The sequence below is a fragment of the Candidatus Tisiphia endosymbiont of Thecophora atra genome (assembly GCF_964026395.1).
Taxonomy (GTDB): domain Bacteria; phylum Pseudomonadota; class Alphaproteobacteria; order Rickettsiales; family Rickettsiaceae; genus Tisiphia.
Window position 1 is genome coordinate 1745728 of record NZ_OZ032145.1, and the last position, 13464, is coordinate 1759191.

At 33.7% G+C, this 13464-nt stretch carries 10 protein-coding genes; 4 read left to right on the forward strand and 6 right to left on the reverse strand.

Annotated features, from left to right (window positions below):
* Positions 1-31 precede the first annotated feature (31 nt).
* The gene (locus AAGD45_RS08225; RefSeq protein WP_341761397.1) at positions 32-583 is read left to right on the forward strand and encodes a cytochrome b; all 552 of its coding nucleotides are present in this window, start codon (positions 32-34) and stop codon (positions 581-583) included.
* 349 nt (positions 584-932) lie between these two features.
* A complete protein-coding gene (locus AAGD45_RS08230) occupies positions 933-1916 on the forward strand; it encodes an LD-carboxypeptidase (RefSeq protein ID WP_341761398.1) in 984 nt (327 codons plus the stop codon).
* A 332-nt stretch (positions 1917-2248) separates the two neighbouring features.
* On the opposite strand, the gene hemC is transcribed toward AAGD45_RS08230, so the two are convergent.
* The 4 genes from hemC to AAGD45_RS08250 form a co-directional block, all read right to left on the reverse strand.
* Positions 2249-3151 (reverse strand): hydroxymethylbilane synthase, encoded by a 903-nt coding sequence (gene hemC / locus AAGD45_RS08235; RefSeq protein ID WP_341761399.1) that lies wholly within the window; start codon positions 3149-3151, stop codon positions 2249-2251.
* Positions 3152-3307: 156 nt separating this feature from the next.
* Positions 3308-4258, reverse strand: coding sequence for an aminoglycoside phosphotransferase family protein (locus AAGD45_RS08240; RefSeq protein ID WP_341761400.1), 951 nt, complete (start codon positions 4256-4258; stop codon positions 3308-3310).
* Entirely contained in the window at positions 4197-6929 is a 2733-nt protein-coding gene (gene secA / locus AAGD45_RS08245; RefSeq protein WP_341761401.1) for a preprotein translocase subunit SecA, read from the reverse strand. Before secA ends, AAGD45_RS08240 begins: the two co-directional genes overlap by 62 nt.
* A gap of 219 nt (positions 6930-7148) precedes the next feature.
* Positions 7149-8105: a transposase gene (locus AAGD45_RS08250; RefSeq protein ID WP_341760795.1), complete on the reverse strand. Its 957-nt coding sequence runs from the start codon at positions 8103-8105 to the stop codon at positions 7149-7151.
* Between the two features lie 532 nt (positions 8106-8637).
* On the opposite strand from AAGD45_RS08250, the gene AAGD45_RS08255 reads away from it, so the two are divergent.
* A complete protein-coding gene (locus AAGD45_RS08255; RefSeq protein WP_341761402.1) occupies positions 8638-9483 on the forward strand; it encodes a peptidylprolyl isomerase in 846 nt (281 codons plus the stop codon).
* Positions 9484-9710: 227 nt separating this feature from the next.
* On the opposite strand, the gene AAGD45_RS08260 is transcribed toward AAGD45_RS08255, so the two are convergent.
* Both AAGD45_RS08260 and AAGD45_RS08265 read right to left on the reverse strand, forming a co-directional pair.
* The gene (locus AAGD45_RS08260) at positions 9711-10181 is read right to left on the reverse strand and encodes a hypothetical protein (protein WP_341761403.1); all 471 of its coding nucleotides are present in this window, start codon (positions 10179-10181) and stop codon (positions 9711-9713) included.
* A 118-nt stretch (positions 10182-10299) separates the two neighbouring features.
* The gene (locus tag AAGD45_RS08265) at positions 10300-10881 is read right to left on the reverse strand and encodes a disulfide bond formation protein B (protein WP_341761404.1); all 582 of its coding nucleotides are present in this window, start codon (positions 10879-10881) and stop codon (positions 10300-10302) included.
* Between the two features lie 367 nt (positions 10882-11248).
* On the opposite strand from AAGD45_RS08265, the gene AAGD45_RS08270 reads away from it, so the two are divergent.
* A complete protein-coding gene (locus AAGD45_RS08270; RefSeq protein ID WP_341761405.1) occupies positions 11249-13426 on the forward strand; it encodes a Sca4 family protein in 2178 nt (725 codons plus the stop codon).
* Positions 13427-13464: the final 38 nt, after the last annotated feature.

The following is a 13464-nucleotide window of genomic DNA, read 5'->3' on the forward strand; positions in this document are numbered from 1 at the left end:
TCTATTATTTAGCTATGTTATAGGTTTTAATATGACTATTAGAAACACTGAAAATTCCTATGGTTTAGTTACAAAACTTCTACATTGGATAGTTGGGGTTATGGTAGTATCGATGATTATAGTTGGTTTTTCTATGCAAAACATAGAAGATCCTGTTGTAAAACAGCAAATTTACGCCTCCCACAAGGCTATAGGCGTGATGGTATTATTACTAGTATCCGTAAGATTGCTATGGCGTTTAATTAATATCAGAGTAATCTTACCAAGTGATTTACCAAGATGGCAAAAAAATGCTGCTACCTTAAATATCAATATACTCTATTTTTTAATGTTTATAATGCCAATCAGTGGTGTATTAATGACCATTCTATCAGGTCGTAACATTGACATATATGGACTGTTTACTATCACTTCATTCATTCAGAATGCATTATTTGCCAAAATATTTTACAAAATGCATGAATTTTCAGCATTTATTCTCTGTGCTTTAATTGCTCTGCATACTTTAGCTGCCTTTTATCACCATTTTGTAAGAAAAGATGATGTATTGAAGAGAATGTGGTTTAACAACAGAAATAATTGAAAATATAAAGAATTAGGCAACTTTTGGAATTGCTGCATATAACTATGTATAGTCCTCTATAATATAAAAGTATTGTGGATAAGTTTGTGAATAAAAAATGAATAATCATTTTGTAAAATCCATGTTCAACTTAATTTTACATCTTATTAACAAACAAATATATTTCCATAATTGCTTAAAGTATTGATTAAATCTTATTAATATCTTAATTGTAAATAGAAAAAATATTGATGCCATTGACTAATTTTTACTTAGTGCATAACTTTTATCGTGTATAATCAAATTAATTAATTAATGATAAAATTCAGACTATAACAGAAAACCATCCATATCATAAATTTTTCAAATTATGTTACCAATGCGTATAGTCCTCCTACTAGTTGTTTTTATGTTATTATCAGCATTTTCGAATCTAGACTTTAACAAAAATAATAAGGAATTTATTAGCTTATTGAAAGATACAAAAATTACTGTTGTTGCTCCTGCCTCAGGGGTAAGCAGTGAATTATTATCTAATTTAAAAAATATTACTTCATTAAAACTAGATATTCCAAATAGTTGCTTTGGAGGAAAAAGCTTATTCCATTCTGCCGATGATAAAACAAGGTTATCGTGTTTAGAAAACGCATTACTGGATCAATCAAATGACGTAGTATGGACACTTCGCGGGGGATATGGTTCAGCAAAATTGATTCCTGACTTACAACGCATGAAAAAACCTATAAAGGAAAAGTTTTTTATAGGGTTTAGTGATATGACGGCTTTACATATTTTCTTTTCTCAAGAATGGGGATGGAAGACAATTCATGGTAACGGAATCATTGAAATATTTAATCCAACAAGAGATCATCAGAATTTTATAAAAATAGCAAAAATAATTTCTAGTAAAGAAATTCTAGCTAAAATTAAAGGGTTATCAGCAATCAACCCTGTTGCAAAATCTAGCAAAATTGTTACAGGTAATCTTACTGGTGGTAATTTAACCATTGTACAAACATCTATCGGTACATCATGGCAAATAAAAACAGCAGATAAGATTCTTTTTTTGGAAGATGTTGACATAAAACCATATCAGCTAGATCGTATTTTATATCATTTAAAACAAGCAAGGCTGCTAGATCATGTAAATGCTATAATATTTGGGACTTGTGGAGGTGATGGTAAGAATATCATTACTGTTCTTACTGATTTTGCAGCAACCTTAAAAATTCCAGTATTTAAGACTAATAGGTTTGGTCACGAGCAAATTAATGATCCAATTATTTACAATACTAGTACAAAAATTATTCCTTCTAATGATAACCAGTTCGAATTAATAATGAAATGCTATTAAGAATAATTCTAAGTTAACCCAAGAAACCCCAATTAGGGATAAGAATTAGTTAATTCTTATCCCTAATTCGCGTAAGAAGGTTTTAGCTATAGTCAATTGAAGAGAATTGAGTAGCAGGAGCGATGGAGCGACACCTATATATACTCGATGAAAATCAAGAATTGCGTTGTCGTCTTCAGGGATCGTAGGTAGCCACGTACTAATGTAGTACGCCTAGCACCTCGACCCTTTGACTCCTAGCACTTCATGATTTTGATCTTCGTCTATCAACTCTTCATTTACGAGCAGTATATAATAGGCGAGGGATCGAAGACGATGTTACCAAATTCTCCTCAATTCACTATAGCTAACATCAAAGTTTTTGCGGCCTGTATGCCAGAATTTTTGCAATCTTTTGGATTAGAAATGTCACTATGAAAAACTATTTTACTACCGTCAAAATCAGAAAGCATAAACTCTGTAAGAATATCATTACCTATATACGTTGAATAAGCAGCTATAGGAGTTTTACAATCTGCATCTAAATATTCCAAAAATGCCCTTCCAGCTTGCATTAGTTCCCATGTTTCAAAATGGTTAATTTTATTACATATTTCTTGCATTTTATTATCATTTTTTCTTATCTCTATCGCTATAACACCCTGTCCTACAGATGGCAACATTTCCTTTGTCTCTATTAAGTGGCAATATTGTGTATCAAATAGTCCTAATCTTTTTAAACCACTATAAGCTAAAATAGTTGCATCAACATCACCTTGCATTAATTTTTTTATTCTTGAATCAACATTTCCTCTAAAAGTAACAATTTTTAAATCAGGTCTTTTTCTTTGTATTAGGATTTTTCTACGCACTGAAGATGTACCTACCTTACTAGCAAAAGGCAGTTCTTCTATTGATTTATAATCTAAGCAGACAAATACATCCCGTGCATCTTCACTCTCAAGTACAGCACATATCATCAATTCTGACGGTAGTTTGCAAGGTACGTCTTTTAAGGAATGTACAGCTAAGTCAATTTCGTCATTTATAAGAGCATTTTCTATTTCTTTTAAAAATAAAGCTTTGCCACCTATATCATACAGATTTTTATCCTTAATCAAATCACCAGAGGTAATTATTGGGACTATTTCACAATTTATGTTTGGGTAATGAATTTTAATTTGGTCGACTACTAAATTTGTCTGTACTAAAGCCAAAGGACTTCTTCTTGTACCTATTTTTATTACTTTCTTCATAGAATAGAACTTAGCTATTTTCTCAAATGCAGATATTTTTATTACCGTTAATCTACGAAACTCATCATCTCCAAAATCTTATAATTACATATATTCTATGATAGGGCTAATATAGAAATTACTTCTATGTTCTATTTTTGCTATTCATAACATTGTTTAGTTATGCTTGTAATCTGTAAGTACTTCATCAATAACACGCCATGATTGTGTGACTTCTGCAGTATTTGTACCCGGGAGACCTGCTGCGATAATTAAAGCCTTCCATAATGTCCATGCACGACCGCGAGCCCAAGTGCCAGCATCTAACGGAAGCATTGTTCGAAAGATATCCCGACTTTTTCCTTGAAACAATGTCCAAGTAATCGCCAAATCACAGGCTGGGTCGCCGATACCTAGCCCTCCAAAATCAATGACAGCACTCAACTTTCCTTCTTGCACTAGCAGGTTGCCGGTGCTGATGTCACCATGAATCCATATTGGTGAACCTTGCCAAGTAGTAGTAAGAGCTTCTTCCCAAATTTTAGTAGCAGTGATGACATCGATCTTGTTACTTAATGCAGAAATTGCTTGTCGTGTTTCAGTGTCGTAGATCGTTAGAGAACCACCACGATAGAAGTTATGTAAGCCTGGTAGAGGTCCGTCTGTGGGATCAATGCTTTGCAGAGCGATGAGAAATTGTGCGAGACTGGTTGCGAAGTCACCTAGGTCGGCTATGTGTGCAGATGTAGTAGTTTCGCCCTCAATCCAGCGGTAAATGGACCATCGCCATGGATAGCCCTCACCAGCTTCTCCCATTGCTACAGGCAGTGGAATTGAAAGTGGCAGCAAAGATGCCAATCTAGGCAACCACTTTTGCTCTTTTTCTACCTGTATTGCATACCTCTCGCTACTAGGCATGCGTACAAGCATGTGCTTACCCAAGCGAAATGTTCTGTTGTCCCAACCACTTAGTTCGACCGGCTGAATAGGCAAATCTCTAAATTGTGGAAACTGGGTGGCTACTAAGCAACTCACAAGTTGGTTGTCTATCATTAAATTGCTCTGCTTATTCATTACTTCCGTGACAATATTTATATTTCTTGCTAGAACCACAGGGACATAACTCATTTCTAGCCACTTTTCCCCAACTTGATGGGTCTGATTGTACTCTATCCTGTGGATTGACTTGAGTTTTGATGGTTTTAAGTTGAGTTTCAATACTAACACCAGCATTATATTTATGAAAAGCTGGGTCCTCCCTAGTTTCTCGCATTGTCTTTTGAAGTTTTTTATTTTCCAAAGACATTGACTCTTTTTTAATATGGCTAGTATCCATATGGAGATGACAAACTCTTTGGATAAATAATTCCTTCAAATTATCGAGCATTTGTTCAAATAAATTAAAAGCTTCTCTTTTATACTCGTTAAGAGGATCTTTTTGGGCATAAGCCCTTAGTGATATACCTTGTCGTAAATGATCTAAATTATGTAGGTGATCTTTCCATACTTGATCTAAAGTTGTTAGTAAAATATACTTAATTGCGTCATTCATCAAGTTAACGCTATATGCTTCATATTTTGCTTGATACAAGTCATTTACCATTTGTACAACGTTAGATACCACCTGTACTTCGGTAACATCAGCCTTTGTTATAGATTCATGCTGTAGTTTTATAGCAAAAATACGCTGCAACTCTCCTATTAGAGCATTTATATCCCAGTCTTCTCTATAAGAACTAGGGGGAATAAAAGTTAATACCACTTTTTCCACTAGTTCTTTTGTCATGTTGGTTAAAAAATCATGTGCATCTTTTGACTTAATGATGTCACTGCGCTGTTCATAAACTATCTTACGTTGATCATTCATAACATCATCAAAACGTAATAAATTTTTACGTATTTCGTAATTATGTCCTTCAACTTTCTGTTGAGCTTTTTCAAGTGAACGACTAATCATAGGGTGATGGATTGCTTCACCATCTTTTAAACCTAACGTTCTTAAAACTCCGGAAATACGGTCTGAGGCAAAAATACGCATCAGATCATCTTCTAAAGACAAGAAAAATTTTGTATTGCCTAGATCACCTTGTCTACCAGCTCTTCCTCGTAACTGGTTATCTATCCTACGACTCTCATGCCTTTCAGTACCTATAACAAATAATCCTCCAGCCTCTATTACACGCTGCTTCTCTTCAGCTATCTGCTCTTTTATTTTTACTATTTCTAATTCATATTGCTCTTTTGCTAGGTTCTTTAGAGATAGTTGTTCTATTAGCATTTCTGGGTTACCGCCAAGCATAATATCTGTACCACGACCTGCCATATTTGTGGCAATAGTCACAGCCTTAAATCGTCCAGCTTGAGCTATAATAAATGCTTCCTGCTGATGAAATTTTGCATTTAAAACATTATGATTTATTTTATTTTTGGTAAGTAAGTTAGAAATTTCTTCAGATTTCTCTATACTAACCGTTCCAACCAAGACAGGTTGACCACGATCATAACATTCTTTTATTAATTTTAGGATAGCTTCATATTTATCTTGTTTACTGCCATAAATCTCGTCATCATAATCAACTCTAGTAATTGGATTATGGGTAGGAACAGCAAGAACATCAAGATTGTATATGTCTTTTAGCTCTGCAGCTTCGGTCATTGCTGTACCAGTCATACCTGATAATTTGGGATAATTCCTAAAATAGTTTTGGAAAGTAATAGAAGCTAAAGTTTGATTCTCATTTTGAATTTGTACATGCTCTTTTGCCTCTAGTGACTGGTGTAACCCTTCGGAATACCGTCTACCTTCCATAACGCGTCCAGTAAATTCATCAATAATCATAACTTTTCCATCGCGTACTAAATAATCAACATCACGATTGAAGAGGATATGAGCTCTTAATGATTGATTGATATAATGAACCAAACTTAAATTTTCAAAATCGTAAAGGCTTGAATCTTTTACAATAAGACTATTAGCTACAAGCATTGATTCTACATGAGTTATACCATTCTCAGTAAGATTAACTGTTCGTAATTTCTCATCTTTTTCGTAATCTTCATCTTTAAACTGACGAACTAATTTATCAATTGTGCTGTATAAATCCGAGCGTTCGTCTACTGGACCTGATATAATTAGCGGAGTTCTTGCTTCATCAATTAAAATTGAGTCAACTTCATCAATAATAGCGAATTTAAAAGGACGAAGTACCTTAGAATCTTCACTATATTTCATGTTATCTCTGAGGAAATCAAATCCAAGCTCGTTATTAGTTGCATAAGTAATATCTGCTCTATAAGCGTTACGTCTATCATCATCACTGATACCAGCAGTGATACAACCAACAGATAACCCTAGAAAATTATGAATTCTTCCCATCCACTCAGAATCACGTTTTACTAAATAATCATTTACCGTAACAACATGTACCCCTTCACCAGTAAGAGCATTCAAATATGCGGGTAATGTGGCAACTAAAGTTTTTCCTTCTCCTGTACGCATTTCAGTAATCATACCACGGTGCAATATCAATCCACCAATTAACTGAACATCAAAATGCCTCATCCCATAGAGTCTTTTTGAAGCTTCCCGTACAACAGCAAAAGCTTCATAAGTTAAGTCATCTAATGACTCACCATCTTTTAATCTTTGCCTAAATTGCTCTGTTTTATTTCTCAAATCATCATCAGAAAGTTTTTGTATTGAAGGCTCGAGCAAATTAATTTTTTCAATTTCTAAAGATAGTTTTTTTATACTTCTATCATTTGCTGTGCCGAATAATTTTTTAAGTAAAGAAAGCATTTATATCCTAGATTTAAATAGTAAATATCCTGTAAAATAACCTAAATTCACGCGAATTCGGGATAAGAATTTGTCAATTCTTATCCCGAATTGGCTTTAATATTAGTAAATACAGCTTCTCTACACGTCATTGCGAGCGAACGTATGTGAGCGTGGCAATCCATGAAGCTTGTCATATGGATCAACTATGTTCGCAATAAAAATTTAAATAAATTTGGTTTAAATTTTTATTGCTTGTGCAGAGCTAGTTAAATCACGTAACTTAGCGTTTGCAATCACAATGATTTTACGCATTAATGCTACCATCGCCACCATTTTCTTTTTTCCTCTATTGATCAATTTCTCATAAAATACCTTCAGTTCAGAGTTAGAATTTCTAGCAGCCATAGCAGCTACAAACAACATAGGTCTAACAAAATTTCGACCATGACCTGTATGTCTATATCCACTATATCTACCGCTATCATTAGATATTGGTGCAACACCTACTAATGATGCTATTTGTTTGCGGTTCAATGTACCAAGTTCAGGTAACAAAGCTATAAGCTCATTAGATACTACTGTGCCTATACCACTAATAGTTTGCAGAGTCTCTTTCTTAGCTTGCAAGAGCTTATCTTTTGCTATTAAGTCATCTATTTCTTTAGTAATAGATGCAATTTGCTCTTCTAGTACTTCGATCATTTTAACGCAACTAGACTTGATTAAATCAGCTCTCGGGGACTGAAACCTATTTTTTTCTGCAATCAACATTTGTTTAAGATCGTTCCTACGTCCTACTAATTCATACAAGTTTAAAGCTTGCTTAGATTGTACTTTAAATAGCTCTAATCTTTCTGATCGTTCAAAAGCATAAAGTGCCAAAGCTTTAGCGTCAAGACTGTCAGTTTTAGCTGCATTACCAAAAGACCTAATAAAGTTTTTAACTTTACGAGTATTGGCTCTATGTACAGCAAAACCCTGATTGCAAAGCGTTAGTAATAGTTCCATTTCATATCCACCAGTAGTTTCTAAAACACACAATGCAGAACTAATCTCTTTTTTGTAATCCTTGATAAAATCAGCTATTCCATTAGAGTTGTTATTATATTCTTTAGTTTCTTTTTTTCCATGAATAGCAACAACAAAATTGAATTTTCCTATATCAAGACCGATAAAATTATTATATAATAGCATAATACCTCGAAGACTTTTAATGTTGTTTACGATTGTAAGCGGGCGTGCAAAGGCATCCCAATCAACTATTCAAACGTCTCGGGGATTTGGGCTAGAGTACCAATATCCATTCGGTCTTAAAACCAATTGCTTCACGGTCGCTCACGCCTGCACAGCGATAGTCATTTAGTATTATTAATGACTATCGCTGTAATACCCCCTTATAAGTCAGTATAAATCATTATTTACATTGACTTCAATATCTATTATATCATACTTTTAACTTACAATTGCTTCGTCGACCTACGGTCTCCTCGCAATGACATGATTTAACAATCAGATGCAGAGCCGTCTCCAATCTGATTGTTTCTATAATTTCACCGAATTCAATATAAGAATTAACAATTCTTATATCTAATTGAGGTTAGTAAATATCCTGTAAAATATGATATTTTATGATATTTATCAAACAAATTGTAAATAGCTGTTGACGTAGAAGGGTTATCCTTATAAAATCCAGCTATCATAAACAATATATAATAATGGATAACAAATGAAAAGAACAACTATAATTTTTTTAGCTGCTAGTTTACTTGCGAGTAGTGCTTTTGCTGATGAAGATAAAATTGTTGCTACCTACAAAGGTGGTGAAGTAAAAGAATCACAGGTTATGCAACAATTCCAACCTTCTTTAGATACCCAACCAAGTGCTAAAGGAAAAAAGTTTACTGATTTCGATGCGAATATACAGGAAATGTTAGTAAAGGGCTATATCGATGCAAAATTGCTTGAGCAAGAGGCCAAGAATTCTAATATTGAATCTTCAAAAGAATTCCAATCTAAGTTGAATGTCGTAAAAAACCAATTGGTTCAGCAAGAATTGATGGAGCGTTATGTAAAATCTCATGTTGATGAGAAAATGATTAATGCTGAATATGATAAATTAGTTGCTAGCCTAAAAGGAAAAGAGGAAGTAAAAGTAAGTCATATTTTGGTTGCAACTGAAAAAGAAGCAATAAATGTACAAAATAGACTTAAAAAAGGGGAAAAATTTGCTAAGCTTGCTAAGGATTTCTCAAAAGATGAAGGGTCTAAAGCAAATGGTGGAGAAATAGGCTATATTACTTCTGGACAGCTAGTACCTGAATTTGAAGATAAAGCATTATCAATGAAAGTAAATGAAATCTCTTCTCCAGTTAAAACCCAATTTGGTTGGCATATAATTACTGTACTTGATAAAAGACCTGCACAAATACCTTCTAAGGAGGAAGCTACTGCTAGTATAACCAATCAACTTAGTAGAGATGCTATATTAAAGTATGTTGCTGATCTTGAAAGTAAAGCTGATATCAAAATAATGTTACCAAAGTCACAAATAACAAATGAGACTAAAAAATAATCTAACACCTTAATTTGATGTAAGATATTGGTTTAGTAGCCTATTGTGTCATCCCTGCTAGGGTTAATGTCATTCCCGCGAAGGCGGGAATCTAGACCCCGCACTGAAGCAGGGGTGACAGCACTTCTATTATTATAGCTAGAATCTCCTTGGGTTAACTATAAAGATAGCTCCGGACACTAATGAACCCACGCAGGAATCAATCCGCCTTGGTAATATTTTACTCCTCAACGTGTCTTTGACGGTCCCTCGAATGCTTTGCTAATCGCTTTACCTAGAGCTTCTACTGATTTGCTAAAGTTATCATATGCTTTTCCACGTTCTTTTGCAGATTTACCAATAGATCCTATTAAAGCAATAGTAGATTTTAAAAAATCACCGAATTGAGTGATCACTTTTGGAGTTTTCATGTCTTTCATAAAATTATCTTTGAGATTATGTAAGTCATCAACTATTTCAGCAAGATTTTGTGGACTTGGCTTAACCCCTATTTTTCCTTCTATCTTCCGCAAAGTTTTTGCACTTTCTGGGCTTACTTGAGCAACTTTAGAGTTAATTTTTTTAAATCCATCTCGGAGTTTGTCCATTATCTCATCATCAGTTGGTACAGCATCAACAAATTGTTCTACCTTTTGCTCTACCTTATCTGCTAATTTTGCTGCCCCTTTTTTTACTTTTTCTACAAAGCTTTTTGACATTGTATCCTCCATTTATTGGTTATTATTAAAAATTTTCATGATGTTCTATTATAATAATATAATTAAACTTCTTGAATAGTTATCTTTTTTAAACATAGATCTAATAAATTAAAATTACTTAACTACTACCAAATAATTGCTGTAAATTTTTCCATTCTAAGTAAGTTGTAGGATCGCTAGGACATATGCTAAAACCACATTCAAAATAAGTTGCAAACACATTAACAAGAGTGATAATTATCAAACTAATCTCAATTAATGCAGGTACAAAACTAGGATAAAATTGTAGTATACTAAATTTACTTAGAATAAGGCTAATTATAGGAATTATAGACATTAATAGGATTAAAGAAAAAGAAATTATTGCTGACCATGTATAAAAATGTAACCCAAGGAAAGTATTACCATATCCTAAATCATGGGGTAAAATATGCAGCAAAACCTGCCTAAGCCCTACCATCAGCGTGTAAATACTAGAGATGAATATAATCATATCATATTTCCAAGAAGGATTATATATTATGCTAAGTAGTGCTCCAAGTCCGATAGCAATAAAACCGAATCTTTGTAATAAACATAAAGGGCAGGGTAGTTCATAATAAAAAAATTGGAAAATAAAGGCTACGATATTTGTTACTATACATAAAATAGCAATAGCAATATATATAATTATTGTAGGTCGGCTTGAAACTGGGTTCATAACAAATTAAAAAGAGATATTTAAGTGGTCAGTAGCATGTAAGTAAAAATAGATATTAGCTATTAAAAGATTAATATAAAATAATGGTATGATAAAATTATAGCTCTTTTGGCTATCTCTATGCCTATTAATTGTAAAAACATAAAACATTAAAATAAATATCAAGATCATAATTACCGTTACTTCCGCTTGTTAGAGCTTAGTTTGCCTCTAGGCAAAGAAAATGTCAAGATATAATTGCGTATATGCTTAGTGCTAATATTATTTATGATATAATTAAAGTGATGGACTCTACTTTTTTAGTTGCTTTAAATAAGAATATTATTTAGCATCAATATAATTAGAATTTAAGAATAGGGTGGTAAAAATGAGTAAGAGTGAAGAGAAAAATCCTAGAGAGTATTTTGATTATTATACAGACTTGATGATTGAAATAGATAAAGCTGGAGAAAAAGTAGATATTCAGGCAAAAAATGATCTAGTTGAACATGAGGTCGTTGATCCTCTATTTAACCATCTACTTGAAATTCCAAATAGAGTTTTGGAAAATCATTATATTTCAAAAGAATTCAAGGTTGTTGTAGTAAATGATGTATTAGACGGTTTGGCTGAAGCAATCAAGACTAATGCTGATGAATGTAAAAAGATAGGGGAAAAGACTAAAGATGAGTTAACTGAACAAGATAAGTTAACATTTAATAAATTTATAGTGTTTGATATATTAGCTGACAAACTGCAACAATCCATGCAGAGTAAAAAAACTCTTGGTGGTTTAGAAAAATATGAAGATAAGTTGCAGGCAATCATTACTTCTACTAAAGAAGAACCTGCTCAAGAAGAACTCGCTCAGGACGTTTTTGTATTGCAAGGTTCTGCTGAGGAAAATCTTAGAGAATTAGAAGAGCATTCTGAAGGTCCTTCTTTTGACTCTATCCGGTTCTCTTCTTTTTCTGCTGCCGATCTAGATGTTGACCCTATAACCCAAGCAATTAGGAATCAAATCTTAACCAAGCAGAGGGAGCTAATAGTTGAAGCTCTAGTAAAGAATAATATAGCAAAACTAGAAGAAATTGGAGATATAACTAAATTTCGTGCGTACTGTGAGAATGAAGAAAACAAAGAGAAAATCAGTGAAGTTCTGAGAGGAGTTGAGTTAAAAAGAGCTTTGGAACAAGTCGAAATTGCCGGCTACAAGAATGTTCATACTCAGTTTGCAGATAGATTTAGTACTATGGAATGGAAGGATGGAGTTGGAGGAAGTGCTAATGGTATTACTACTAAAACGCAGATAGTACGAGATGCAAATGATCGTGAGATTGCTACATTAACAGAAGCAACACATCAAATAAATCCACCTCAAACAGTGCAAAAAAGTGATGGTACTCCAGTAGAAATTAAAAATTATAGGACGATAGATTTTCCGATAGAACTTAATGATGGTGGTCCAATGCATTTATCGCTAGCGGTAAAGGATCAGCATGGCAGAAATATTGCTGCAAGTAAGGCTGTATATTTTACGGCTCACTATGATGATGATGGTAGGCTAATCGAGGTCAGCTCACCACGTCCAGTTAAGTTTAATGGCACTAGCCCTGATGCAGTTGGCTATATAGAACATGGTGGACATATCTATACCTTGCCAGTAACGCAAGAAAAATATAAAGCAATGATGCAAGAAGTAGCCAAAAACAAGGGACATGGCGTGGATATTTCACAATCTATCGATACACTATCTGTGGACCGTATTATAACTTCCCCTCAGAAGACTGAGGAGTTGGGTAGAACAAAAGAGGCTGTGGTTTCTCTTGCTGACACGACCCAAAAGGAAGGAGTAAATGCAAGTGTTAATATTCTAGATAAGCCTCTTGATGCCCTAGATCCCACACCTGTTCTAAAACCAGAAAAAGTAAATGTGAAAGTAAATCCAAGGGGTAATATTATAGATGAACCTAAGCCCACTCTTCAGAATGCCCCCGTTCTAACACCAAAAGTAGTTGATAATGTTCGTACAGCTAGCAGATTAGTTGGGTCAAAGTCTGTTAAGGAAAGTGCAAAAGAGGTAGCCCAATCCCTTAGAAACAACTTTACAACACAGGTAATTCCATCTCGAAAAACCAATGTTGAGATTACTGCACAAGCAGAAGAGATATATAAAAATTTGCAAAAAAATGCACTTAAAAAGCAGAAACAATATATCAATGAAGAATTAAAAAAATTATCAACTCCTCAAGAACAGATAAAACTATTAATGGAATTAGCAAAGGTTGAAGCGGATGGAAGGGGAGAAAGAGTTAAAGAAATTGGTTCTGGAGGAGAGAGAGAAGCGAATGTAGGGCAGGTTAGATTAAGAACAGAAGAGAGGATAACAAGTATAAATGGATCTCCTAAAATGGGATACCAACGGCAAGGAGAACATGTTAATGTTAAAGATGATGTAAATTTACAAAAATTCCTAAATGATAGAATTGTTGAAATTAATCAAGAATCCCAAAAGTCAGCTCTTGCTTTTAAAACTCGGAAGGTAGGAAGTCATGGGTTTCCCTAATTTACTTTAACTTAAGTTTTATGTAAGCAGCAAACAAA

Coding starts and splice junctions, on each gene's coding strand:
- AAGD45_RS08270 (WP_341761405.1), top strand. CDS start 11,249: ATGAGTAAGAGTGAAGAGAAAAATCCTAGAGAGTATTTTGATTATTAT.
- AAGD45_RS08230 (WP_341761398.1), top strand. CDS start 933: ATGTTACCAATGCGTATAGTCCTCCTACTAGTTGTTTTTATGTTATTA.
- AAGD45_RS08240 (WP_341761400.1), bottom strand. CDS start 4,258: ATGAGTTATGTCCCTGTGGTTCTAGCAAGAAATATAAATATTGTCACG.
- AAGD45_RS08255 (WP_341761402.1), top strand. CDS start 8,638: ATGAAAAGAACAACTATAATTTTTTTAGCTGCTAGTTTACTTGCGAGT.
- AAGD45_RS08250 (WP_341760795.1), bottom strand. CDS start 8,105: ATGCTATTATATAATAATTTTATCGGTCTTGATATAGGAAAATTCAAT.
- AAGD45_RS08260 (WP_341761403.1), bottom strand. CDS start 10,181: ATGTCAAAAAGCTTTGTAGAAAAAGTAAAAAAAGGGGCAGCAAAATTA.
- secA (WP_341761401.1), bottom strand. CDS start 6,929: ATGCTTTCTTTACTTAAAAAATTATTCGGCACAGCAAATGATAGAAGT.
- AAGD45_RS08265 (WP_341761404.1), bottom strand. CDS start 10,881: ATGAACCCAGTTTCAAGCCGACCTACAATAATTATATATATTGCTATT.
- hemC (WP_341761399.1), bottom strand. CDS start 3,151: ATGAAGAAAGTAATAAAAATAGGTACAAGAAGAAGTCCTTTGGCTTTA.
- AAGD45_RS08225 (WP_341761397.1), top strand. CDS start 32: ATGACTATTAGAAACACTGAAAATTCCTATGGTTTAGTTACAAAACTT.